Genomic DNA, 21,517 nt, shown 5'->3' with positions numbered 1-21,517 from the left:
ATTAGAGACCCCCTTCTAATCTATTTAAATTAGGTCTATATTTCTTTAAAACTTGCAGTTTTTCTATAATGATATTTTCTTCTTCATCCATGAAGGCACATTCCAAGTCATGTCCCCATTTTGAATATTGATCAGGAGATAAGTTCACTTGTCCGGCAATGCGCAGCTGGGCAGGCTTCATGACAGAGGCAGCTATGATGGCCTCATTATTCCCTTTATATCCGGCATGGGCTATTCCCTTTAGCTGTCCCATGATATATATGTTGCCACCCGCTCGAACCGTTCCGTCGGGATTGACATCCCCAATTAACAGTAAGTCGCCGGGAACTTCAAAAACCTGTCCCGACCTTATCACCTTTGTCACGGTCGTCACTTGGTTTTCTTCTTTCCATCGTTTCGCTTCATCCTTCGACAGGACATTCGAAATCATCTCAACCACGAAAAGCTTCTTCTTTTTATGGATGACCTCTTTAATCTTTTCTTCTTGTTGTTCATCAAGATAGCGGTTCCCTGTATGTACTTTTACGGAAATGGACGGGTCATTTTCTTGAAACTGATAGTTTGCCGAAAGCTTCACTTCTAACTCTTTCAATAATTCGGAAAAGGAGCAAGAATCATCGAGATGAAGCATAAACCCGTCTTTTGTTCCCTTAATCATGACATTTTGCTGAATTCTTTTATTCATGACGTTTGTTTCACCTCAATGAAATATAATTCGACATAGGAAAACAAATTTCCTTTTTCTACGTACACGGAAAAGAGAAAATACATTTCCCACCTGCTTCTTAAAGACACAGGAACGTTATTCCGTTTCTCCTTGCAAATCAAGCATTTCAATCATTCTCTTTAAAGGATAGCAACTGATGATAATGAATGCGAGATTCAATAATAATGTCGGAATCAATCTCCGTTCCGCAAATTCACCAAATCCCATATCTGCAAATGATAGGATGATATTCATCTGAAAGATGACAACCTCTAAAACTGCCGTGAATAAAAGCGCAGTAAGGCAGGCAATCAAAATATTATTTTGCAGGATTTTCATGCTTTTCGATATCAGATAGGCAAGAAAAGGCAGCAGGAACATGTAAATTCCAAGGATTTCCGTATATACGACATCATAAGTCAACCCAAGAATCGCCCCATAAAGCATACCCATTTTCCTGGACCCGTACATGGTCAGGAAAAAAACGAATATCATCATGAAATGGGGCACGAGGATTTTATCGGCCCCGAATGCATCTCCAGCGAACATCTGGGCGAAGATGCTTTCAAAAACAAAAAAAACCAAGGCTATGAAAGAAAGGATGAAATATCTCACTCAGCTTCATCCTCCCCTTCACTTTCTTTCTGTACACCGTCCACTTCACGCTGAACGACCATGACATTATTAATATCATAAAAATCCGTCGAAGGTTCGATATATGCAGTCTGGTTCAATCCATATTGATCCACTTTGACATCGACAACTTTCCCGATCAGCAGACCTTTCGGAAAGATTCCTCCATAACCGGATGTGATGACCAATGAATTTTTCTTGATCTTTTTATCGTAAGGAATCCGTTTCATCAGCAAAAGGTTCTTCTTATCATCGAACCCTTCAATCAAGCCATATGCTTTATCATCACCCTGAACGATGGCTGAGACACGGTTGGCTTTATCGATCGAACTTAAAAGTTGAACCGAGGCCGTGAAATCCGTCGCTGATTTCACCTTACCGACTAACCCATTGGAAGTGATGACAGCCATGTTTTTTTCTACCCCATTACGCTTCCCTTTATTGATCGTCAGCATTTCATGCCAGCGGTCGGGATTGCGGCCGATGACCGTCGCCTGAGTGGGCGAATACTTCCGCAGGTCATCTTCTTTTTTGAGGTTGTCGCGAAGTTCTTCATTTTCTTCCTTTAAATCTTGGACTTGGGTTTTCAATAATACATATTCATCCAAGCGGGCTTTCAATTTTTTGTTTTCATCGTATGTATGTTGAAGGTCTTTTAAGCCCCCTACAAAACCTGTTATACCCGATACTGGCTTATTAAACACATTTCCGACCCAGCCTGTCGTATCTTTCAGGAATTGCTCCGGCCAGGTCAACTCTTCTCTCTCCCTTAATGAAAAACCGATCAATGCCACGAGAACGATAATACTAACGAGCAAGAGAAGGAGCTTTTTATTAAAAAACTGTGGCATGGTGATTACACCTCTATCTAAAATTTACTCTATGGTTTTTAAAATTACACTATGGATTTAATGAAATAGCAAAACATAAGAAAACCGGCTCAAAATTGCACCTTTTGTTGAGCCGGCCCTATTTGAGAAGTAATGCTTATCGCGAATCTCTTGATTTAGTCTTGAATAAATGAATGTGGTCCAGCGCTTTTCCCGTTCCGATCGCAACGCAATCCAGAGGATTTTCAGCGATGATCACCGGCATTTGCGTTTCTTCACTGATGACTTTATCCAAATTGCGCAGCAAAGCACCCCCGCCTGTCAGTACAATGCCTCTGTCCATGATGTCAGCGGCTAATTCAGGTGGTGTTTTCTCTAAAGTGTTTTTCACGGAATCCACAATTGCAGAAACGGTGTCGCTTAATGCTTTGGATATTTCCTCAGCTGTAATTTCGATCGTTTTTGGTAATCCAGTCAATAGGTCACGGCCGCGAATTTCCATGTTTTCGACGCCTTCCGTGTCTCCAGCAGAACCAATTTCCATTTTGATCGCTTCAGCAGTACGCTCACCGATCATCAAATTGTAGTTCTTACGGATGTAGACGATTATGGCATCATCCATTTCGTCACCGGCAATACGGATCGATTGGCTTGTAACGATTCCGCCAAGGGAAATGATGGCCACTTCCGTCGTCCCTCCGCCGATATCGACGACCATGCTGCCTGTAGGCTCCCAAACGGGAAGGTCCGCACCGATCGCTGCTGCAAACGGTTCTTCGATAGGATATGCGTCACGGGCTCCAGCTTGTCTTGCTGCATCGATGACTGCACGCTGCTCAACTGCCGTAATTCCAGAAGGCACACAAATCATGACATATGGCTTGTTGCCGAATACGCCCTTCTTTTGAGCTTCCTTCATATAATACTTCATCATGGTAGCCGTCGTTTCATAATCGGCAATTACTCCATCCTTCATCGGGCGCAGGGCAACCACGTTACCAGGTGTACGGCCGATCATGTTTTTCGCATCGTTTCCGACTGCAACGATTTGCTTTGTATCTGTTTGCACCGCTACAACCGATGGTTCACGTACTGCGATGCCTTTTCCCTTCACATAGACAAGCGTATTCGCCGTTCCTAAATCAATCCCTATATCTCTTGCTCCAATTCCAAACATTATGGTATCTCCCTTTCGTAAACAAAAATGCCTTTTTATAAGTTCAAATAATAATTTGTCGTTTTTTGACAATAAGAGTTTTGAAAAAGTTTCCTCTTTTAAAAATCATAAACAATATTATATCGTATCGTCAAAAAATTTGATAGTGTCATAAATAACCTTTTTCCTTCAAGCTAACATATTTATGTTCCCCGATGATGATATGGTCCAATACTTCAATCCCGATTATTTTACCACATTCGACTAACCTTTTCGTCACTTCAATATCTTCTCTGCTGGGAGAGGGGTCTCCGGAGGGGTGGTTATGAAGACAAATGATAGAGGCAGCTGACCTTTTGAAAGCCTCTTTAAAGACCTCGCGCGGATGCACGATCGAGGCATTGAGGCTCCCGATGAATACAGTAGTTTTTTGTAGCACTTGATTTTTCGTATTTAAATAGAGACAGACGAAATGTTCCTGTGATAAAAACCGCATTTCCTCCATGCAATAATTAGCTCCATCTTCAGGAGATCGAATCACATAACGGTCTTGGTCATTTAAATTGTTAATTCTCCTGCCAAGTTCGACAGAGGCCAGGATTTGTATCGCTTTTGCTTCACCAATCCCTTTAATCACGGTCAGTTCTTCCACTGAGGCTTCTTTTAGCAAGCGCAGGCCCTTGAAGGAATTCATGAGCCTGCCGGATAGTTGCAGGACTGATTCTTCCCTTGATCCTGTCCTCAATAGCAAAGCAAGCAATTCCTGATTGGAAAGACTTTGCGGCCCGTCCTGGAGAAACCTTTCGCGCGGCCTCTCTTCTTTCGGGTAATCCCGTATTAACATTTTTTCGCTCAAAAGATCAACCCTTCCTTAGAAAAGGGAAGATGCCAGGGGAAATCAGATTATCCTAACTCTTCCTGCATCGCTTTAAGTTCCCGGGCCAGTCTTGAGACCGGAAGCCCGACGACTGAGAAATAGTCCCCTTTGATTTGTTTGACAAGAAGAGATCCGTATCCTTGAATCCCATAGGCGCCAGCTTTGTCAAAAGGTTCCCCGCTATCCAGATATCGTTCGATTTCAGCTTCTGGCAGCTCCCAAAATGTCACTTCCGTTTTTTCTGCGAATACTCTGCGATGCTTTCCGAACAGGATGGCGACACCTGTGTATACTTCATGTGTCCGTCCTGATAACATTTCCAGCATTCTTTTTCCATCCGCCCTGCTTACCGGCTTACCCAAAATCTTACCATCAAGGACAACAACGGTATCCGAGCCGATTACCCAGCTTTCCTGAAATTTTGCTGCGATGGCTTCCGCTTTACGGGATGCCAGTTCTTTCACCGCTGCATCAGGACACATGTTTTCATCAATACTTTCATCAACATTGGAATTCATGCTTTCAAAGGGGATTTGAAGAAATTGAAGAAGAAGTTCTTTACGACGTGGTGATGAGGAAGCTAAAATCAATGGATGCATAATATAAAAGTCACCTTTCTTTACATAGGGAGATACATATCTATCCTATCAAATAATGGTGCAATCCACAATTATTGTTTACTAGGAATCGACAAATCCCTGTAAGTATTTCCCGGAAAATAAAAAAGGTGTCACAGATGGTTTCATATTGGGAGGCTTGTCCCATTAGGCAGCCCCCCTATTTCACTACTTTTGGTAATTCAATAAAAAATTCAAAAGACTTTCTTGAGCCTGGAATAGCTTTTCTTCATTTTTGGAAGTCTCATATTCATCAATCGACTTTGCCGCAGCAGTCAGGTCATCGTTCATCTTTGAAAACGCCGGCGATAATTTCCCCGCCTTCAGTTCATCCATGTTTTTTTTCAGGGTTTCCCCGTTTACCGTCCCTGCCTTTCCGCGGAGCTTTGTTGCGGATGTTTCTGCCAACGAAGCATATACTGCCTTCATCTTGTCGAGGGTTTTTTCATCTTCTTGGCTTGTCCCTGCCGCTTCAAAATTGATTTCCTTCCAATATACATCCACATCATATGACTTTAAGAACAAGGCCAATTCTTTACTTGCAGCTAGACTCTCTGCAGATCCCAGAAATAGATAATAGCTTTCTTCCAATTTGAAGATTTCAGCAGGAACCTGCTTTTCAATGATTTTCTTTTGAATTTGCCTTGCCGCATCCTCGCTGCTGAATACTCCCCCCTGTACAAGGAATGTCTTCAGCTGGTTTCCCGGTTCGGTCACTGCCGCTTTTTTATCTTCAACTGTGGCTTCAGTTGGAATCGGGGTCTCGACCGAAGATACTTCGGCTTTTTCCTTTGTAATCGTTTTAACGGCGATCAAGCCAAGAATCGACCCAAAAAACACAGCACAAATGACTGCGATCATGAATGTCTTGATCGGTCTTTTATCCGAGCTTTTCAGTGACCCGGTACCAAAACCGATGAGCTTCGGCATTTTCTTCTTTGGCGGTGTGGGTACCAATACGATCTTGCTTTCATTTGAATCCTCAGGGAGTATCCATTCGAAACTCTCATCAGTTTGTTCCTGTTCCTGCTCCTTACTCGCCGCCTCTTGACTTTCAACTTTTTTATCGGCAAATACTTTTTCTTCCCCATTTATTTTAATCGTTACACCCTTGCTTTCTTCCGGCTTGCCCAATTTTTTTCCTCCCCTCCAGATCATTTTTTTCATCCTATCATAGAGGGAAAAAAAAATAACAAGACTTTTGTCGTCTTGTCATTAATAGGTTTCGTCAAATTTCCCTATTCATATATCGGTAACAAAAAAGGAATTCCAGGTACTGGTACTATTGCTTCATGAACCCTTCCATATCACCTCTCACCAATTACATACATCCCTCTATCATTTCATAATCTCTTGCCGTCAAATGGGGATGGTTCCCTACTGAGCTATTGTTCAGGTGATTTTTTGACAAATTCCTCTTGAATCAGGATGGCCCTTTAAGCTCATCTTAAAAATGTTACATACCAATGTAATAGCGAATCGCCCCAAAAATAAGCAGTCAATGTCCCAAAAACGATATACGGTCCGAAAGGAATAAGGGTTTTCTTTTTTAAGATTCCGGTCAGCAACCCGGTGATGCCAAGCAATGCCCCATAAAAGCACGCAAAAAGCAACGATAACAGCACCATCTTCATTCCCAATACGAAGCCAATCACTGCAAACAGCTTGATATCACCGCCACCCATGCCCCCCTTACTCACGACCGCGATTGATAACAGCAGGCTAAAACCAACCGCTGCCCCGACAATTGAATCCCACCAGGGCGTCAGTGGAAATGAGACTCTTAAAACAATAAAAATCACTATAAAGAAAAGCAGTATTTTATCGGGTATGAGCATATAGGCGACATCAGTCACGAAGATGATCATAAATAATGAAATCAATATCCAGCCAACCAAAAGTTCGCCCGACCAGCCAAGGAATATCGGAGCAGAGGCAAACAAAACACCGGTCAGCATTTCCACGGCCGGATAAAGGGGGGATATCCTTGCTTTACAGCCCCGGCATTTACCGCCTTGCAACATATAAGAAATAACCGGCATCAACTCGAAGAATGTCAATGTACGCCCGCAAGAAGGGCAGGCGGAGCGACGATTCGCAAATGAATGGCCAGCTGGAACACTTAAACCGACAACGTTAAAAAATGAGCCTAAAATTAAGCCAAATACGAAAAGATAGATATGGATAGCCATCATTTATACAAAGTGCATGTGGATTCGATTGCCTTTCTTTGAAACCCTGATATAAAAGTCCCTTCCGCTATGTAGTTAACCATTGGGTTCTTCATGCTCATTCCTCCCGTCATTTAATTAAGCATATCCTACTATTCAACATTCATATGGAATGCAATATATAAACATATTTTAACAAATAAATTGGCTGGTTTGTTATCAATCATTCTATTGGAGTTTTTTCTTTTCAAGAGGCTCTTTAACAAGAGAAAAGGACCTTCGTAAAGATCCTTTCGGACTGTAGACAAACTCGATGAAAATCGAGTTTGTCTACAGTTTTTTTTGGCTTGTACAGATTTCCACTTCAGGCACTCGCTTTCCGCGGGCGGTCCGGGAGCCTCCTCGGCGCACTTGCGACTGTGGGGTCTCCCTTGGACTCGCTATTCCCGCAGGAGTCTCGTACACCCGCTCCAATCAACTATGTTTAAAATTTCAGATGGAACTCCTTTTGCCTATAGTCTTTTTTGTTTTAAAATAGAACTATTAAAACCTGAGGTGACATTATTCTATTCAGCGAGACCAACTTGAAATGATTACTTAGACCAACTGGTGCCGGCGAATCAGTTGGTTCGTAAAATTGAGGCTGCCATTGACTTCACTTTCATTTATGATTTGGTGAAAGATATATATTCAGAGATAGGAAGCCCAAGTATTGATCCAGTTATATTAGCCAAACTGACTTTCATTCGATTTCCCCCTCGGTATTCGTTCAATGCATAAAGCAATTGAAGAAGTTGAAACAAATATGGCTTACCGTTGGTTCTTAGGCTTTGGTTTCCATGATAAAATGCCTCATTACGGTAATGCACATTATTTAGGCATCTTCCCTGATTAGGAACTCCCTCACAAGTGAAAGGAAATGAAGGGACCCTGTAATGACAAGGATCTCTTTATCCCCCGTTTTCCTTTTGCCTTCCGTTATCGCCGCCTGCCAATCCTTGTTTATACTTTTATTTGGATGACTGCATTTTTCAAAAAGCGTTTTCGCATCCGCCGCCCGTTCATGGTCGAATTCGGTAATGATGATTTCCATTGCCCCCGTTTCCAGTCCATGAAGCATCTCGGAATAATTTTTATCTTTAAATGAGCTGAATACGAATCGGTACTTATAGTCGGGGTAATGCACTTTTAGCGTTTCCTTCAGTACGTCGATGCCGGCAGGATTATGTGCACCATCAATGATCACCAATGGCTCATCCGATATTTTTTCAAAGCGCCCATCCCATTTCGCTGCCCCTATTCCTTTAAGGATGCTTTTTTCATCGATATTTTCCATTCCAACTGTGACAGCAGCAATGGCCAGTGCCGCATTCTCCATTTGATGACGGCCCAGCATCCGCATTTCCACATTTTCGATTGACCTGTCGGCAAGTGAAAATGAGAAACTTTGCCCACGTTCACTTCGCTTCATATTGCTAACATGAAAGTCTTTACCCAATTGGTAATAAGGTACGCCTAAAGCTGACGCTTTTTCTTCAATTACTTTTGCTGGTTCCCCGGCTGTGACTCCGCTGATGACCGGCGCCCCGCTTTTTATGATGCCTGCCTTCTCAAAAGCAATTTCCCCAAGTGTGTTACCCAGGATGTTCGTATGTTCCAAAGAGATCGAGGTAATGATCGAAAGAAACGGCTGGATGACATTGGTTGTATCAAGCCTGCCTCCCAAACCGGTTTCCATTAAAACCAAATCGACTTCCTTTTGGCTAAAATAAGAGAATGCCATTGCAGTCAAAATTTCGAACTGGGTGGGACCATTCCCCTTGCTGTCCATCTCATGTATGATCGGACTAAGCTTACGGAAGACATCGATGAAATCCTGATCACTTATTTCATCCTCATTCACCTTCAGCTGTTCATTCATCCGTATTAAATAAGGAGAAGTGAAGGAAGCGACCCGAATCCCTTGGGCAAGCAGAATTCCTTTAATATATTGCAGTGTCGATCCTTTCCCGTTGGACCCTGCAATGTGAATATACTTTAGCTCCTTGTGCGGGTCGCCTAATTCAGTTAACAATGTTTCCATCCGTGACAGTCCAAAATTCATGCCCAATTGAACTTGGCGCCGTTCAAAAAATTGATTGATTTCTTTCATGGTTGTAACCATTATCGTGGAGCCTCCTCTTTCTTTATACCGCTCTTATGCGTTAAGATTATTTTATCAATATATGTACGATTAACCTAGATGAAAGGTAGTGTTTTACCATGAAAACTTCAGATTTCCACTGTTGGATTGTCGTCAACGGCTATTTACAGCATGATAAGTTTTCCAGTTTAGCTTTTTTCATTAAAGAGGCGGCTGAAAGGAAAGATATCATGGCAACCCTTATCCGCAATTCAGATCTCATGCCCATAATCGAAAAAGGAGTGCCGCGGCTGAAAGGAACCTTTGATAAGCTGCCGGATTTTGTTCTGTTCATGGATAAAGACATTCATTTGGCGCGCCATTTGGAATTGCTCGGCATCCCCGTATATAACAGCAGTGCAGCAATCGATATATGCGACAGCAAAGCAAAAACACATCAAGCCTTAACAGGGCATGGCATACCGATGCCGAAAACCATATTTCCCCCTTTTACGTACGAAGGGATTGAAAGGGTCAATATGGATGCTTTTATCCAAATCGGCAATGAACTCGGTTATCCTCTAATCGTTAAGGAAGCATACGGTTCTTTTGGGGAACAAGTATATTTAATCCAATCAGAAGATGATTTACTGAAGACGGGCCGTGATCTTGGCCACAAACCATTTATCATCCAGGAATTCATCGAGCACAGTAAAGGTCGGGATATTCGCGTGAATGTCGTGGGCAATCAAGTCATAGCAGCGATGCAACGTCATTCCGAACAGGACTTCCGAGCTAATATGACTGCCGGGGGGCAGGCTGCACCATATATACCCACCAGTGAAGAAGCACAACTTGCCATTCGATGTGCACAAATTCTGGGTGCCGACTTCGCTGGCGTCGATTTGCTGTTTGGTGAAGAAGGTCCGCTTTTGTGCGAAGTGAATTCAAATTCGCATTTATTGAACATTTATGAATGTACAGGCATCAACATCGCCGATAGCATGTTCGATTATATCTTGAAAGAATTAGGAAAAGGAAGTGCATCTGATGAAAAAACAAGCAGGCTGGTTGATTTATAACCGTGAGGATGCCTTGAAAAATAAAGGATACATAGATTGGATGCTTGACGAAGCCAGTAAGCTTGATCTTGATTTACACTTTCACTTTCGGGAAGACCTTAGGATCGGTCATCGTTTCAACAAGTTGTATGTGGAACATGAGATGCAGCCAATTTCATTGCCGGACTTTGCCATCGTCCGGACCATCGATCCTTTTTTCACAAAGCAACTTGAGCAATTGGGGATTGCTTGCTTTAACTCCTCCTTCGTATCGGAAATCGCGAATGACAAAGCAAAGACGCATCAATATTTGTCCTCGCTGGGGATTCCAATGGCCGATACCGTTTATTGTAACGGAAGGCCGAGTGCCGATGACATGGAGCTCCCTTTCATTGCTAAAGAAACTAGCGGCCGCGGCGGGAAACAAGTATTTCTAATCGAGCATGCCGATGATCTTGCCCAACTGAATGATGGGAATTGGATAATCCAAAAACCTGGCTTATTCGGTAGGGATATCCGCGTTTTTGTGGTTGGTAATAAAGTGAAGGCCGCGGTACTCAGGGAATCCGCTTCCAGTTTCAAGGCAAATTATACGCTGGGCGGATCGGCTTCGCTATATGAGCTGACGGCATCTGAATTAGCCCTTGTTGAAAGGGTAATGAGTTCATTTGATTTCGGCCTGGTCGGTATCGATTTCATATTTGCCCAAGATGGCAGCCTCATGCTGAACGAAATTGAGGATGTCGTCGGGAGCCGGACATTAAGTGCACTAAGTGATATGAATATCGTATGGGAGTACCTTACATTCATAAAAGAAAGCATATCCTCTTCTTAAATAGCATGTAAACAGAAAAAGGATGAACCGGCTTCAAGCTGGTTCATCCTTTTGTTTTACAGTTGTTTCAGTTCGCTGATCCTGTGGATTACAGAGTCGCGTTTTTCGCTATAGTCTTTTTCCTTGGCACGTTCTTCTTCGATGACGCTTGCCGGCGCCTTTTTAACGAAGCCCTCGTTGCCTAATTTTTTCTGTACACGCTCAACTTCTTTATTAAGTTTGTCGAGTTCTTTTTCAAGACGTTTCACTTCTTCGTCAATATTGATCAGTCCTGTAAGCGGAAGGATTAGTTCTACGCCAGTTACCACAGCTGTCATGGCTTGAGCAGGCTCTTCTACTTCGATTCCGATCGTCAATTGTTCAGGGTTGCAGAAACGCTCGATATAGCTGCTGTTTTTCTGTAATGTCGCTAAGATGGCCTCATCTTTCGCTTTTAAAATCAAATTGATTTTTTTGCTTAGCGGTGTGTTCACCTCAGCACGGATATTACGGACGGAGCGGATGATTTCAACAAGCAGCTTCATTTCCTCGGCGGCAGCTGTATCTGTCAACTCTTCATTCACTTCCGGCCAAGCGGCAACAGTGATGGACTCACCTTGATGCGGTAGGTTCTGCCAGATTTCTTCGGTAATGAATGGCATGAACGGGTGTAACAATCTCATTGTGTTATCCAGTACATACGCCAAGATCGAGCGCGTCGTTTTCTTAGCCGCTTCGTCTTCTCCATATAGTGGAAGCTTCGCCATTTCAATATACCAGTCACAGAAGTCATCCCAAATGAAGTTGTATAGCACACGGCCCACTTCACCAAACTCATAACGGTCCGCAAGTCTGGTTACGTTGGAAACCGTTTCATTCAAACGCGTCAAGATCCATTTATCGGCAACAGACTTCTCACCGCTTAAATCGATTTCGTCATACGTCATGCCATTCATGTTCATCAAAGCAAAACGGGATGCGTTCCAAATCTTATTGGAGAAATTCCAAACTGCTTCGACTTTTTCCGTACTATAACGAAGGTCCTGGCCTGGCGAGCTGCCCGTAGATAAGAAGTAACGCAGGGAATCGGCACCGTATTGATCGATGACATCCATCGGATCGACACCATTGCCAAGCGATTTACTCATCTTGCGCCCCTGTTCGTCACGAACCAGACCGTGGATCAGCACATCTTCAAATGGGCGTTCACCTGTGAACTCAAGAGCTTGGAAAATCATCCGCGATACCCAGAAGAAAATGATATCATAGCCTGTCACAAGTGCCCCGGTTGGATAGTAACGTTGGAAATCGACACTGTCCTTATCAGGCCATCCCATAGTCGAGAACGGCCATAATGCCGAGCTGAACCATGTATCAAGGACATCTGTATCTTGTTCCCAGTTTTCAGCGTCCGCCGGCTCTTCATGACCTACATACACTTCACCTGTTTCTTTATGGTACCAGGCGGGAATGCGGTGTCCCCACCAAAGCTGGCGGGAAATGCACCAGTCGCGGATATTTTCCATCCAATGCAGGTACGTTTTCTCGAAACGGTCCGGTACGAAATGAACTTTTTCCTCATCTGTTCCTTTTTGAAGCTCAACGGATGCATCAGCCAGCGGCTGCATCTTAACGAACCATTGCGTGGAAAGATATGGTTCAACAACAGCACCGCTTCTCTCTGAATGGCCTACTGAGTGAAGGTGATCTTCGATTTTGAAGAGTACTCCTTCTTCCTGAAGGTCCTTGACGATTTGCTTACGGCATTCAAAACGGTCCATGCCTTCATATTTACCGGCCTTTTCATTCATCGAGCCATCTTCATGCATGACAAGGATGCGCTCCAAATCGTGACGGTTCCCGATTTCGAAGTCATTCGGGTCATGAGCAGGAGTAATTTTGACCGCACCTGAACCGAATTCCATATCGACATAATCATCGCCGACAATCGGGATTTCCCGGCCTGTAATTGGCAGGCGGACCTTTTTGCCGATCAAGTGTTTATAACGGTCATCTTCAGGGTGTACGGCAACAGCAGTATCGCCAAGCATCGTTTCTGGACGGGTGGTGGCAATTTCAATTTCACCCGATCCGTCAACCAACGGATATTTCATATGGTAAAATGCGCCCTGCACATCTTTGTAAATGACCTCGATATCGGATAACGCCGTTTTCGTTGATGGATCCCAGTTGATGATGTATTCGCCGCGATAAATCAAGCCCTTGTTATAAAGCGAAACGAACACTTCACGCACTGCTTTTGAAAGCCCTTCATCCAGAGTGAAGCGTTCACGTGTATAATCAAGTCCAAGCCCAAGCTTTGACCATTGTTCACGGATATGGCTCGCATATTCCTCTTTCCACTTCCATGTCTCTTCCACGAATTTTTCACGCCCAAGGTCATAACGGCTCACGCCATCCGCACGAAGTTTCTGTTCTACTTTTGCTTGAGTGGCGATACCGGCATGGTCCATGCCTGGTAACCATAAAACATCATAGCCTTGCATCCTTTTCATGCGTGTCAATATATCTTGAAGTGTCGTATCCCAAGCGTGGCCAAGATGCAGCTTACCTGTAACGTTAGGCGGCGGGATGACAATCGTATATGGTTCTTTTTCATCGTCACCCGTCGTTTCGAAAAACTTTCCATCAAGCCACCATTTGTAGCGGCCTTTCTCTATCGTCTGCGGATCATATTTAGTCGGCATTGAAATTTGGTTCTCTTCCATATCATTTCCTCCTTTTTGGGCATAAAAAAAACTTCCATCATCACAAAAGGACGAAGGAAGTTGTTCGCGGTGCCACCTTTTTTCCGAAAAAGAAAAAGTCTCTTTCGGCTCTCAAATCGGATAACGGCTCTTCACCGGCCTTCGCTACTAAAAAATTCACGAAGACTGCTCGCGGACGACTTCGGATGCTGCTGCCTGGAAACCTCGCACCAATTTGGTTTCCTCTCTGAAAAGTGCATTTCATCTTACTATTTCCGGTCTTTGCATTGATTTATATTCATATGTAAAAACATTGAATGCATATAGTATATAGTACAAAAAACATGGGGCTCCAGTCAATCATCTTTTCCCTTACTTTCTCAGGAATCATCCCATTTGATGCATTCAAGTCCATTTTCTTTATTTTATCCTCCAGGAACAGTGAATGTGACGGCTGTTTCACCTTTTTCCCTGCCCACCCATAGAATATAAGAAGTCCTAAAAAGGAAGGTAATAATATGAAACGAAGATATACTCCCTATACTTTACCGCCTTGGATGAAGAAATTCCGCGGTGTCTGCCAGCAGTTCATCGTTCCCTTTATCGTATTCCAAGGATTACGCACGCTGATTTTCCCGACTTTCTTCGATATGCTCCTGCTAATCGCGTTTATTTTCCTGGCCATGTCTTTGTATTTCGAATGGATTTAATTATTCCCTTACAGCAAAAAAATATACATGACTGGAGATGATCCAATCATGTATATTTAGCTTGGGGGTGATTGTTCTTCTTTTGCAGCCTCGGCAGCAGCCTTTTTCTGCTGTTCGATTTCTTCGATTTTCATCACCATATATTCAATATTTTTCAAAAGCCAAAATTGCCGCTGTAGTTGCGTGACATTATCAAGCTCTGAACGATGGCTCCTGCCATCGGAATAACCCTTCACTAATTCCAAAGCTGATCCAGGGAATGCCAGATAACTTTGCATGAGAAGCAATTCTTCTTCTTTTAACGGAAAATAACGAAAATAGTTATATAGCCAGTCAACACAGTCATCGCATTGGACAGGATAGGTCCTGGCCGATTTAACGAGAAATGGCAGTAAATCGAAATGCGGCGGAGCCATATTCGAATTCTCAAAATTGATGAAGTAGCCATATCCCCGCTCATCATAAACAAAATGCTTCAAAGAAACCTTTCCGTGCGTTACCACGGTTCGAACCTTTTCACTATCCTTCGTTTTTTCATACCAGGTTTCAAACTTCTTGATCGAGTACTTCAACGCCTGTGAAATATCAGTATAGAAAGAACAAACCGTCAGTTCGAATGGAGACATATACCACTTCTTTTCACAGCTGACAATATACTCTTCTATAAATTCCTTTTCGTTATTCCAGGCATCAAGCGTCCGCTCAAAATGGGCTTCCCGTTCCTCAATATCCACTTGTATTTCCTTAACGGAAAGTGAATGCATCCGAGCAAGCTCCCTGAACATTTGCTTATTCTTTTCATCGCGCTCCCCGTCCCTTTCATCATTAAGCCAGGGCATCAGGTAATACAAACGTCCTTTATGAAGAACGGCGTAACGCTGGTCCATCGTTTGATAAATGGGAACGATTCGATTAAAGCCGCGCTGGTACAGTTTTTGAACATTTTTGATAAAATCAATGCCGTTCTGCGGTAACATGGATTTCAAGGCAAATGTACCGCGATCACTGTATATTTTTTTTACACGCCCGAAGTCCTCAATATATTGAACATACATGGCATATTCCTTCAATACGGTCTCCGTGTCCCGATCCCGATTGGCAGGCTGCTGATTCTCGTTTTCCCTCACGAGACTCACTCACTTTCTCTAAAAAAACTAAACAATCCGATTCCTCCAGCATTTAAAAAACAGGAGCAGAGCAAATGCCCTGCTCTCTGTCCCGGTCAATTCTTATACGCAACCGCCTTCGGTATATAAATGACTTGCCCTTCATGGACGTTCTGATTCGACTCCAATTCATTGCTGAAAAGGATCGATTGAACCGTAACATCATATCGCTGAGCCAAGTCATCAAGCGTTTCCCCTTGCTGAACAATGCAAACCTTCATCCTTACCAGTTCTTCTTCTTGTTTCCGTCCGAATAAATCCATGATGGAAAGCTGCTTTTCATCATGATCGGCCGTTTCTTTTTCATCACGTTCCGCTGCTTGTTTCCTGCCTTTGAAATTCTTACCTTCCTTAGCCGGAGGCGCAGGTCTTTCCCTCTTTTTGAATAGATCGCTTATGGATGAATTGGATTCCTCTTCCTGCTCCACCTTAACATTTTCATTAAGGATAGGACCCGCTGTAACGGCATCGTCTTCCTGCCGGATGACATCCTCGGTTTCTAAATTTGAAACTGGGCTACTTTGATGATTGGTTGCTTTACTTGGCTCTTCTTCTACTTCTTCTATGAATGTCACACGAGGAGTCTCCATGGAATCCTGCCTGCTTGGTTCTTCCTCCAATTTTGCCTCTCCCATGAAAGGTACCTTTTCCGAGGAGTCAGGCGGATCACCAATCACTTCTTCCTCTACAGCCTCAGCTTCTTCCTGTCTATGCACTTCCGTTTCCCACTCCTCCTCTTCAGGATATGGTGAAACGGGAATTTCAAAAACGGGAGCATTATGCTGATCGCTTAAATAAATCGGTTCTTCTTCTTCTTCTTCTTCATTTGCTTCAGAAACCCGTTTTGACTCTGCAGAAAAAGGCGCATATAACTCTTCTTCCTCCTCATCACGGAAAACGGGCTGAAAATCCGGGATTGGCGGCACTGCAGCTGCATAAGGAATGTATGACTCATTTTCCCCATCCGTTTCTTCCTGATCCTCCGTTTCCCCAACTTCCTGCTCAGTATCAAACCGTTCTTCCACATATGAATCATTATAGATTCCGGTTATCAAAAGGTCCGCCTGCAATTTCAAGCAGTTATGCTCTGGCATGGCATAATCAAAGCTTTGAATCGAGACATCGACCTCATCCAAAGAGGCAATCCGATTATTCGGAATCGTTATATCAACCGGAAAACGGTGTGTGAACTCATTAAGTCCATTGAGATGCCTCTCGACCTTTTGAACCGCTTTTGGCAAAAAGGTCTGCGAAAACTCCTCTTCTTCACCATTTTGCGAGTCTTTGTATTCACCGCTTAAATCTAACGAGCCTCGTATAAAAACATATTGATCACTTTCTTGAATCGACACATTTGGATCAAGGGAAATCGAATATAGCTCAGCCACTTCCTGTCCCTTCTGAAACCAAACGGATTCTTCTAAAGAAAATCGTAAATACGATTCATTTTCTTGCGACAAGACAACTCCTCCTTTCAGCTTCATGAAACGGTACCTATACCAATATCAATCTATGAAGGAAAGAAGCTGTTTATTCCTTAATTTCATTTGCAGCGCACTCCTTACATATTCCCTGAACCTTTTAAAAGAAGGGGGTTCAATTTTCAGGCTATATCAAGCGGGATTATCAAGCAGCATGAAAAATCCGACATGAAAACCATATATTCGGCCTACGGCCATATTAATTCCCCAACAGCCTATTAATTCTGCTTTCTACCAATTATTTAGACCTACCTCCAATTAATTCGGACGTGAACGTTAGATTCGATTCTTCCACGTACGGATTGAATTCAAAAAAACTGGCTGCCTTTCTCCAAAAGTTTTTGGAGAAATGGCAGCCAGTTCAAATTTATCATTATCGAATATCGCGGTAGCTCATGAAGCTTTGAATCATTTTTTTAATTTGGCAAAAGCCTGTTCTGCCGCTTCAATGGTTTTTTCGATATCTTCATCACTATGTGCAGTGGAAAGGAATAACCCTTCAAACTGTGACGGCGGCAAGTAAATGCCTTGATTCGCCATTTCCCTAAAGTAGGAAGCAAAGAACTCTAAATCGGATGTTTTTGCTGTATCATAGTTTACGACATCTTCATTAGTAAAGAAAAGTCCAATCATGGAACCGGCACGGTTGAATGTATGGGGAACTCCGTACTTTTCCGCTGCCGCTCCAATTCCTTTTTCGAGCATATCCCCTTTTCGGGTGAACTCATCATAAGATTCCGGAGTCAATTGGCTCAACGTTTCAAAGCCTGCCGTCATGGCAAGAGGGTTACCAGACAAGGTTCCCGCTTGATAGATTGTCCCACTCGGGGCAATTTGTTCCATGAATTCGCGCTTGCCTCCGAATGCTCCGACAGGCAAGCCGCCGCCAATTACTTTCCCAAGGCAAGTCAAGTCAGGTACGATGCCGAAATAGCCTTGTGCACAATTATAGCCGACACGGAATCCTGTCATGACTTCGTCAAAGATCAATAGAGCCCCATATTGGGTCGTCACTTCACGTAAACCTTCGAGGAAACCAGGTTGTGGCGGAACCACGCCCATATTCCCTGCAACAGGTTCTACTATGATACAGGCGATGTCTTCGCCAAATTGTTCAAACGCATATTTGGTTGCAGCAAGATCATTATATGCTACGGTAATCGTATTTTTTGCAATGCCTTCCGGTACACCAGGGCTATCCGGTAAACCTAATGTTGCAACGCCGGAACCCGCTTTGATCAGCAATGAATCGCCATGGCCATGATAGGAACCTTCGAATTTCAGGATTTTATCACGGCCTGTTATGCCTCGTGCCAGCCTTAGCGCACTCATCGTCGCTTCGGTTCCTGATGATACCATCCTGATCATTTCAATCGAAGGCACCCGTTCCATGACCAACTTGGCCAGCTCATTCTCAATCAGCGTAGAGGTTCCAAAGCTTGTACCTGACTCCGCTACTTTTTTCAATGATTCCACGACACGGTCATTCGTGTGACCCAGGATGAGCGGTCCCCATGAAAGAACATAGTCGATATATTCATTTCCATCGATATCATACATTTTCGAGCCTTTTCCACGCTCCATGAAAATGGGATCCATGTCCACAGATTTGAAGGCACGTACCGGGCTGTTCACGCCGCCTGGCATCAAATTTTTTGCTTCGGCAAACGCTTTTTTCGATTTTTCATATGACCGCATGATTCAATCCCCTTTTTCCATTACAGGTTATATTTTTTTATCATTGATTATCTTCGTTTATCCAGCGTGCTACCTCTTTTGAAAAATACGTGATGATCAAGTCGGAACCTGCGCGTTTCAAGCCTGTCAGCATTTCCATCACTATCGCTTTTTCATCAATCCAGCCGTTTTGGGCAGCAGCTTTGACCATTGAATATTCACCGCTGACATTATAGGAAACGATCGGAAGATTAAAGTTATTCTTAACGTCCCTGATGATGTCCATGTAGGAAAGGGCCGGTTTCACGATTAGGAAGTCCGCACCTTCAGCAACATCGGATTCAGCTTCACGAAACGCTTCAAGGCGATTGGCGGGATCCATTTGGTAAGTTTTCCTGTCGCCAAATTGCGGCGCACCATTCGCGGCATCACGGAATGGGCCGTAAAAAGCCGAAGCATATTTCACCGCATAGGACATGATCGGAATATCTTCATAACCCGCTTCATCCAGACCTGCACGGATGGCCGCAACGAAACCGTCCATCATATTGGAAGGCGCAATGATGTCTGCGCCGGCCTCAGCCTGGCTGATTGCCGTTTTGGCAAGAAGGTCAAGAGAAGCGTCATTAAGGATTTTTTCCCCTTCAACGACCCCGCAATGGCCATGGCTTGTATACTCGCAAAGGCAGGTATCCGCTATGACAATAACTTCGGGATATTGTTTTTTAATAAACCGGGTTGCTTCTTGCACAAGTCCGTTGTGATGAAATGCCCCTGTTCCCTGTTCGTCTTTATCATGATCAAAAGGGACACCGAATAAAATGACTGATTTAATGCCCAGACTCACGACTTCATCCATTTCGGCCCCCAGATTATCCATGGATAGCTGATAGATACCTGGCATGGAGTTGATTTCATTTTTCACATTTTCCCCGTCGATGACGAAGATCGGATAAATCAAATCCTCTTTATGCAATTGTGTTTCACGGACTAAAGCCCTCATGCCAGCACTTGCGCGCAAGCGGCGGTGGCGATTGAATGGAATGTTTTTCATTTGAAAGTTCCTCCCTTTTTATTTCTTTTCAATATGAAGCGTATTAACTCCGCAACCATGGCATCCGTCGTATAAACATCTGGACAGACATCGACGGATAGCCCGTGTTTTTCTGCCGTTTTAGCGGCAATCGGCCCGATGCAGGCGATGATGATCCGGTCTATGTATGTATCCAATTCATGGCTTTTCATGATCTGTAAAAAATGATTGACCGTCGATGAACTCGTAAAGGTCATGATGTCGATTTCATGGTTCTTTATAAGCTGCACCAGTTTTTTTTCACTGCTTCGGGGAAGCACTGTATGATAAATTATCACTTCATCACAGATTGCTCCAGCTTCATTGATCGCCTCCGCAATAACCGCCCTTGCGAGATTTCCTTTTGCCAGCAACACGCGGGCACCCGGATCAAGCAGGGTATTGAACTCCGCCACGAACCCTTCGGCAACAAACTGAGCTGGAACGAAATCCGCCTTATATCCATGCCGTTTCAGGGCCATTTCTGTTTTGGAGCCGATTACGGCTATTTTCGGAAGCTTCAAAGGCGGGTTTCCAAGAAGCTTAAAGAAGAAATCCACCCCATTTTGACTGGTCAGAATGATCCATTCATATGTAAGCAACTCTTCAAACCGCTGTTGCACATCTTCCATATGATCTGGAAGAGTGAACTCAAGCAATGGCACAAGAAGCGGCGTTCCGCCATTTTTTTCGATCGACTCTTTTAAACCATCTGCCTGTCCTTTCCCTCTGGTGATTAATACCTGATAATCCTTAAGAGGTTGAACTGGGTTCATTACTGATCAAGCTCTTCTTTAACGCGATCGATCAGTTCTTTACCGCCCATTTCGCTAATCTGTTTGGCAGCGGCATGCCCAACCGCCTCTGGATCAGCACCTTCAACCATTTCTTTATATATCACCTTTCCATCCGGGGCAGCGACCAAAGCCGTCAAGGAAACGGACCCATTATCTTTTGCCACCGCAAATCCGGCAATCGGCACCTGGCATCCGCCTTCCATTTTATCCAAAAAGGCACGTTCCGCTTCAACCGTCCTTTTCGTTTTTTCACATGTCAATTTCGCAAGTTCCGCAAGCAGTTCTTTGTCGTCTTCACGGCATTCAATGGAAAGAGCTCCTTGTCCCACTGCCGGAATGCAAATATCTTCATCTAAAAATTCCGTTACGATGTCCTGCTCCCAACCCATTCTTGATAGTCCTGCTGCCGCTAAAATGATAGCATCATAATCTTCCGTTTTCAGCTTATTCAGACGGGTATCGATATTTCCGCGAATCCATTTAATTTCAAGGTCCGGCCTTCTAGCCAAAATTTGCGCGCCACGGCGCAAGCTGCTAGTGCCTATGATGGAACCGGGCTTCAGTTCGGAAAGGGTTTCATGGTTCTTTGAAATCAAAGCATCCCGATGGTCCTCCCTCGGTGGTATGCAGCCAATCGTCAAACCTGGAGGCAGCACTGCCGGCATATCCTTCATACTATGTACGGCCATATCAATTTCTTTATCCAGCATCGCTTGTTCGATTTCTTTAACGAATAAGCCCTTTCCGCCGACCTTGGAAAGTGTTACATCAAGGATTTGGTCACCCTTTGTGACAATTTCCTTCACCTCGAACTCGTATGGGACCCCAAGTCCTTTAAGTTGATCGATAACCCAGTTCGTTTGGGTGATCGCTAATTTACTACGTCTTGAACCGACAATTATTTTTCTCATAGTTTCCT

Annotated in this window: 19 protein-coding genes, 1 pseudogene and 1 other annotated feature; of the genes and pseudogenes, 4 read left to right on the top strand and 16 right to left on the bottom strand. The window is 43.7% G+C overall.

Annotated elements, in window-relative coordinates:
- Position 1 precedes the first annotated feature (1 nt).
- From minC to J7I96_RS14805, 8 genes are all read right to left on the bottom strand, one after another.
- Entirely contained in the window at positions 2 to 685 is a 684-nt protein-coding gene (gene minC / locus J7I96_RS14840; RefSeq protein ID WP_214771250.1) for a septum site-determining protein MinC, read from the bottom strand.
- Positions 686 to 802: 117 nt separating this feature from the next.
- Entirely contained in the window at positions 803 to 1,321 is a 519-nt protein-coding gene (mreD, locus tag J7I96_RS14835; RefSeq protein WP_096337838.1) for a rod shape-determining protein MreD, read from the bottom strand.
- Positions 1,318 to 2,190: a rod shape-determining protein MreC gene (gene mreC, locus J7I96_RS14830; RefSeq protein WP_214771248.1), complete on the bottom strand. Its 873-nt coding sequence runs from the start codon at positions 2,188 to 2,190 to the stop codon at positions 1,318 to 1,320. Before mreC ends, mreD begins: the two co-directional genes overlap by 4 nt.
- 136 nt (positions 2,191 to 2,326) lie before the next feature.
- Complete coding sequence (locus tag J7I96_RS14825) at positions 2,327 to 3,346, bottom strand: rod shape-determining protein (protein WP_034308871.1); 1,020 nt, start codon at positions 3,344 to 3,346, stop codon at positions 2,327 to 2,329.
- A 148-nt stretch (positions 3,347 to 3,494) separates the two neighbouring features.
- Entirely contained in the window at positions 3,495 to 4,169 is a 675-nt protein-coding gene (gene radC, locus J7I96_RS14820) for a RadC family protein (protein WP_214771365.1), read from the bottom strand.
- 59 nt (positions 4,170 to 4,228) lie between these two features.
- On the bottom strand, positions 4,229 to 4,801 hold the full coding sequence (locus tag J7I96_RS14815) for a Maf family protein (protein WP_214925954.1): 573 nt from the start codon (positions 4,799 to 4,801) through the stop codon (positions 4,229 to 4,231).
- Between the two features lie 186 nt (positions 4,802 to 4,987).
- The gene (locus tag J7I96_RS14810; RefSeq protein ID WP_214771244.1) at positions 4,988 to 5,953 is read right to left on the bottom strand and encodes a hypothetical protein; all 966 of its coding nucleotides are present in this window, start codon (positions 5,951 to 5,953) and stop codon (positions 4,988 to 4,990) included.
- 308 nt (positions 5,954 to 6,261) lie between these two features.
- Entirely contained in the window at positions 6,262 to 7,014 is a 753-nt protein-coding gene (locus J7I96_RS14805; protein WP_214771242.1) for a prepilin peptidase, read from the bottom strand.
- Positions 7,015 to 7,579: 565 nt separating this feature from the next.
- Here J7I96_RS14805 and J7I96_RS14800 point away from each other — a divergent pair.
- Positions 7,580 to 7,849 (top strand): annotated as a pseudogene (locus J7I96_RS14800) (transposase); the annotation flags it as partial.
- 15 nt (positions 7,850 to 7,864) lie between these two features.
- On the opposite strand, the gene J7I96_RS14795 reads toward J7I96_RS14800, so the two are convergent.
- Positions 7,865 to 9,154 carry a bifunctional folylpolyglutamate synthase/dihydrofolate synthase gene (locus tag J7I96_RS14795; RefSeq protein WP_214771240.1) on the bottom strand — a complete coding sequence of 430 codons (1,290 nt, stop codon included), beginning with the start codon at positions 9,152 to 9,154 and terminating at the stop codon, positions 7,865 to 7,867.
- A gap of 98 nt (positions 9,155 to 9,252) precedes the next feature.
- On the opposite strand from J7I96_RS14795, the gene J7I96_RS14790 reads away from it, so the two are divergent.
- A complete protein-coding gene (locus J7I96_RS14790; protein ID WP_214771237.1) occupies positions 9,253 to 10,194 on the top strand; it encodes an ATP-grasp domain-containing protein in 942 nt (313 codons plus the stop codon).
- Positions 10,163 to 11,008 carry an ATP-grasp domain-containing protein gene (locus J7I96_RS14785; RefSeq protein WP_214771234.1) on the top strand — a complete coding sequence of 282 codons (846 nt, stop codon included), beginning with the start codon at positions 10,163 to 10,165 and terminating at the stop codon, positions 11,006 to 11,008. Before J7I96_RS14790 ends, J7I96_RS14785 begins: the two co-directional genes overlap by 32 nt.
- 56 nt (positions 11,009 to 11,064) lie before the next feature.
- Here J7I96_RS14785 and J7I96_RS14780 read toward each other — a convergent pair whose 3' ends face one another.
- Complete coding sequence (locus tag J7I96_RS14780; RefSeq protein WP_214771231.1) at positions 11,065 to 13,716, bottom strand: valine--tRNA ligase; 2,652 nt, start codon at positions 13,714 to 13,716, stop codon at positions 11,065 to 11,067.
- 43 nt (positions 13,717 to 13,759) lie between these two features.
- Positions 13,760 to 13,987 (bottom strand) — a binding site (T-box leader).
- Between the two features lie 226 nt (positions 13,988 to 14,213).
- On the opposite strand from J7I96_RS14780, the gene J7I96_RS14775 reads away from it, so the two are divergent.
- A complete protein-coding gene (locus J7I96_RS14775) occupies positions 14,214 to 14,405 on the top strand; it encodes a hypothetical protein (RefSeq protein WP_101222799.1) in 192 nt (63 codons plus the stop codon).
- A gap of 56 nt (positions 14,406 to 14,461) precedes the next feature.
- Here J7I96_RS14775 and ysxE read toward each other — a convergent pair whose 3' ends face one another.
- From ysxE to hemC, 6 genes are all read right to left on the bottom strand, one after another.
- Positions 14,462 to 15,532: a spore coat protein YsxE gene (ysxE, locus tag J7I96_RS14770; RefSeq protein ID WP_311315263.1), complete on the bottom strand. Its 1,071-nt coding sequence runs from the start codon at positions 15,530 to 15,532 to the stop codon at positions 14,462 to 14,464.
- A 95-nt stretch (positions 15,533 to 15,627) separates the two neighbouring features.
- A complete protein-coding gene (locus J7I96_RS14765) occupies positions 15,628 to 17,031 on the bottom strand; it encodes a LysM peptidoglycan-binding domain-containing protein (RefSeq protein ID WP_214771228.1) in 1,404 nt (467 codons plus the stop codon).
- Positions 17,032 to 17,460: 429 nt separating this feature from the next.
- Positions 17,461 to 18,750 (bottom strand): glutamate-1-semialdehyde 2,1-aminomutase, encoded by a 1,290-nt coding sequence (gene hemL, locus J7I96_RS14760; RefSeq protein WP_214771225.1) that lies wholly within the window; start codon positions 18,748 to 18,750, stop codon positions 17,461 to 17,463.
- 40 nt (positions 18,751 to 18,790) lie between these two features.
- Complete coding sequence (gene hemB / locus J7I96_RS14755; protein ID WP_072273336.1) at positions 18,791 to 19,783, bottom strand: porphobilinogen synthase; 993 nt, start codon at positions 19,781 to 19,783, stop codon at positions 18,791 to 18,793.
- Positions 19,780 to 20,577, bottom strand: coding sequence for a uroporphyrinogen-III synthase (locus J7I96_RS14750; RefSeq protein ID WP_214925949.1), 798 nt, complete (start codon positions 20,575 to 20,577; stop codon positions 19,780 to 19,782). Before J7I96_RS14750 ends, hemB begins: the two co-directional genes overlap by 4 nt.
- Entirely contained in the window at positions 20,577 to 21,509 is a 933-nt protein-coding gene (gene hemC / locus J7I96_RS14745; RefSeq protein WP_034308911.1) for a hydroxymethylbilane synthase, read from the bottom strand. Before hemC ends, J7I96_RS14750 begins: the two co-directional genes overlap by 1 nt.
- Positions 21,510 to 21,517: the final 8 nt, after the last annotated feature.

The organism is Bacillus sp. ISL-78 (genome assembly GCF_018613455.1).
Taxonomy (GTDB): Bacteria; Bacillota; Bacilli; order Bacillales; family DSM-1321; genus Peribacillus; species Peribacillus frigoritolerans.
Note: the sequence above shows the minus strand (reverse complement) of the source record. Positions and strands in the feature narration are given on the sequence as shown.